Source organism: uncultured Thiocystis sp. (assembly GCF_903866365.1).
Taxonomy (GTDB): Bacteria; Pseudomonadota; Gammaproteobacteria; order Chromatiales; family Chromatiaceae; genus Chromatium.
In genome coordinates, this window is sequence record NZ_CAIPNF010000081.1 from 1 (window position 1) to 3,206 (window position 3,206).

Sequence of the window (3,206 nt, forward strand, 5' to 3'; positions counted from 1 at the left end):
GGAGCCGGACATCGCCAAAGGCCAGACCTTCATGATGTTCGGGTATGACAACGGGGTGGTCGGCGACGTCGTCACCGACTGGACCGACCGCAACCTGATCCCCTACTACAAGGGCACCTGGGCGGACATCCGCAAGGTCGGAACCATGAAGGATTATAAGCGCACCGTGTCGTTCAAGCGGCGACGTTTCCTGAGCGCCTGAGGTAAAGTTGGTCCCCGGAAGGTCGACCGAGGCGCTCGCCTCGTTCGACCTTCCGGGAATGGCATCGGACCAGACAGGCGCGACATCCAGGCGGCGGCATGAACGAACAGACATTGACTGACTCCTTCGGTCGACGCATCGATTACCTGCGTCTGTCCGTCACTGACCGCTGCGATCTGCGCTGCGCCTACTGTCTGCCGCAAGGGTTCAAGGGCTTCGAGGAACCCGAACACTGGTTGACCTTTGAGGAGATCACCCAGGTGGTGCGCGCTTTCACCGTTCTTGGGGTGCACCATGTGCGCCTGACTGGCGGCGAACCCCTGGTGCGCCGCGACCTCCCGGCGCTGGTCGCCCAACTGGCCGCCTTGCCCGGCCTTGATGACCTGTCGCTTTCCAGCAACTGCACGCGAATGGCGTCACTGGCGCAACCGCTCTACCAGGCGGGCGCACGACGGCTGAACCTCAGTCTGGATAGTCTGCGCCCCGACGTTTTCAAACAGATCACCGGGGGGAATCTGAAGCAAGTGCTGCGCGGCATCGAGGCCGCCCAAGACGCTGGCTTCGCCCCGATTCGGGTCAACACCCTGGTCATGCGCGGGGTGAACGACGACGAGATCGAGTCCATCCTCGCTTTCTGTGCCGAGCGCGGCTTCACCCTGCGGCTGATCGAGGCCATGCCGATGGGCGCGACCGGTCAAGCCGCGACTGGCCAATCGCTCGACCTGCAAACCGTTAAGCGCCGACTGGAACAACGCTTCGAGTTGATCCCCGACCTCCTGCCCGGCGGCGGCCCCGCGCGCTACTATCGACTCAGCGGCAGTGACACCCGGATCGGCTTCATTACCCCGCTCTCGCAGCACTTCTGCGCGACCTGCAACCGCGTGCGACTCACCGTCGATGGCACCCTACTGCTCTGTCTCGGTCAGGAACACAGCGCTCCGCTGCGCCCGCTGCTACGCGCCGGCATCAGCGATCCGGACCTCATCGCTCACCTGCGCCGAGCCGTGGCCCTCAAACCGGAACGCCATGACTTCAGGGACCGACCAGCTCATATCGATCGTTTCATGTCCGCGACTGGCGGTTAATCGCCGGGACGTGCATCGGCGAGGTAGCGGGAGTTGGCATTCGCCGGCCCCTCGTCAGGGTGTTGCAAGACCCGAGGCACCCTCGTTCGCGCCACCGCAGAGGGGCAGTGAGTGCAGTGCAGGGCCGTGGATCCGTCCGGATGGTCACAGCATTCAAGGGATGTCGTTTTGCAGGTAGCTGCCCATCGCCTGACCATCAGCGAAGCGCTCGCCGCCAGGCAATGATCGCACTCCCGAGCGGCGCGGTCATTGGCAAAGATGGGGGCAGCAGGGAGTCAGATTGTGGTGGAAATAGGCGGGTTTTCCACGTCTATCGCTTGCGCCCTTGGCGTCCAAAACCCGTTCGCCAGCCCGCCCATAAACGGCTTGCGCCACCACAATGGGCGTGCTAAAAAATAGCGATTCGCCCGCTTCGTTGATCGAGACGGTGAGTCGCCTGCGGAGACGCAAGTCCGCGTACCACCCGCGCCAATCGAGGCGCCCCTCACGCGCCGCCTGACGGCGTCTGATCCCGACCAGGCTGTTGGGAGTTCCGCCGGGAAGGTGCGTCCGCTCGCAATGACGTCATCGCCAACCTGGATCCGCCGGCCGTGCCCGGTCATCTGCCGCACGCGGCCTGTCCGCGAGATCTCGCACCGTCCATCCTTGCGTTTGAGCCGCCATGGCGCCCCGACGAAACTCGTTCGCGCGTCAACGTGGGCCACGTCTACGCTCATCGGGTGAGTCGCGTGGCCCCGGTGCCGACCTGATCGGCGCTTGCCAGCGAGCAATGCATTCTGCAATCGGCCAGGCGTCATGTCCTGCCCAGCGACCGCTGACGGAGCCGGCTACGCCAGGGTCATGCCGCCAACGCCAACGCCGACGGCTGGCCAGGATCCTGACGCTGGCGTGGGGAGCTGTCCGTTTCGCATCCCTCGGAGATGAACGGACGTCAAACGGACAGTTTCTGCGACGCACTCATTGATTGAGTGTGTTCATCGCCGGCGCGGGCGATTCATCAAGCACGCGCGCATCACCGGCCAGCGTCCCGCTGGCATTTCAACCCGTGGGGAGACCATCTCCCCACGGGGAGCCTGTGTCTCCTCGCTCTCGGAGACCACCCATGACGAAGAAAGGCTCGCACGCCCAGCGCTTTGCGGCACTGATGCAACAGTACGGGGCCTCGAAACCCCAGCGGCTATGGTCGCTTGAGGCACGCTGCTTCAAAGCCTGTCGCTATTTCACGGAAGACAGTCCTCCCTTGACCGGATCCCTGTGTCCCGATGGGTCGATCCTGGCTGGCACCACCCCCGTCACCAACCTGGTCACGTATCAGCTCATGTGAGCTGCTCACGGCACACAGATCGCCCCGGCGGCTTGGCTTTAAACCCCCACCGGGAGGCGCTCCGTTCCCGACCGGGTGGCGAGGCGTCTCCGCGTTTTCAACTGTTACAAAGGCTCAATCAGAGCATCCTGAACTGATCCGTTCTGACCTCGGCGCCGAGCACGCCTCGTTGGCCGAGTCTTCCCCACCGGGGCACCATTGCCCCCTGGGGCGTGGTGTTCCTTTTTTTCGAGGTCCATCATGGCTGCTCAACCGATCGCTACCTTACCAGCCTGTCGGCTGGCCATCACGCAGACCGCCCTCGCCACCGTCGGGATCGAGTTTTCCACTTGGCAAGTGCTGGTCGATTCCATTTTTCCGTCCGCCAAGACGGTCGAAGGCATCCTGCTCGCCGTGCGCTACTGCCAGGCACGCGGGCTGGATGTCATGAAACGTCCGGTCCATGTGGTGCCGATGGTGTGACACGAGGTCACATGAATGATTGTTTCGCAGGGAGTCCTAATAGGTCTACCAGACGAAACCGGATATTCCTCTATCCGTAGCCTAGAGACACATGCGGGATTGGTAACGACCCCGTGTGAAACTGTCTTGACAA

Annotated in this window: 3 protein-coding genes and 1 pseudogene; all 4 read left to right on the forward strand. The window is 63.2% G+C overall.

The features are described from left to right. Positions 1–202, forward strand: a 202-nt coding sequence (locus QZY07_RS05320; RefSeq protein ID WP_295400408.1) for a hypothetical protein, incomplete at its 5' end; no start/stop codon positions are given. A gap of 98 nt (positions 203–300) precedes the next feature. Then, positions 301–1,287, forward strand: a complete 987-nt coding sequence (gene moaA / locus QZY07_RS05325) for a GTP 3',8-cyclase MoaA (protein WP_295400410.1) — start codon at positions 301–303, stop codon at positions 1,285–1,287. Between the two features lie 1,102 nt (positions 1,288–2,389). Further along, entirely contained in the window at positions 2,390–2,611 is a 222-nt protein-coding gene (locus QZY07_RS05330) for a hypothetical protein (RefSeq protein WP_295400411.1), read from the forward strand. A gap of 240 nt (positions 2,612–2,851) precedes the next feature. Continuing rightward, positions 2,852–3,067 (forward strand): annotated as a pseudogene (locus tag QZY07_RS05335) (recombinase); the annotation flags it as partial. Positions 3,068–3,206: the final 139 nt, after the last annotated feature.